The sequence below is a fragment of the Nocardia sichangensis genome (assembly GCF_047200615.1).
GTDB classification, from domain to species: domain Bacteria; phylum Actinomycetota; class Actinomycetes; order Mycobacteriales; family Mycobacteriaceae; genus Nocardia; species Nocardia sichangensis.
The window spans coordinates 1-511 of sequence record NZ_JBJZOK010000140.1 but is presented as its reverse complement, the minus strand read 5'-3'; the positions used below and the strand labels follow the sequence as shown (position 1 = coordinate 511).

Below are 511 nucleotides of genomic sequence, written 5' to 3'. Positions count from 1 at the left end.
GTACGCCACCCATCACCGACAAAGACCGCGTACGCCCGCTGCGCGTCGACGACATCGCCTACGTCATCTACACCTCCGGATCGACCGGGCTGCCCAAAGGCGTCGCGGTCACCCATCGAGGGCTCGCCAGCTGCGTCGCCCAGCACCGGGATCTCGCGTGTATCGAATCCGCTTCTCGGGTACTGCACGCGGCTTCACCGAGCTTCGATCTGGCGATACTGGAAATGCTGTCGGCGCTGAGCGGCGCGGGTTCGGCCATGGTCATCGCGCCCAGCTCCGTCCAAGGCGGCGACGACCTGGGCGAACTGCTCGTTCGCCAGCGGGTCAGCCACGCTTTCCTCACACCTTCGGTGTTGTCCACCCTCGACCGAACCCGACTGCCGCTACCGGATTTGAGGTGTCTGCTGATCGGTGGCGAAGGCCTCGGCGCCGAGTTGGTCGAACGCTGGAGCGGCGACCGGGACATTCTCAACGGATACGGCCCGGCCGAGGCAACCATCGCCGCCACGCT

General features: G+C 66.3%; 1 protein-coding gene. It reads left to right on the top strand.

The genetic code is table 11. The features are described 5' to 3' along the window. Positions 1–511: AMP-binding protein (locus ACL03I_RS39500; protein ID WP_412808671.1), on the top strand; the 511-nt coding region annotated here is incomplete at both ends.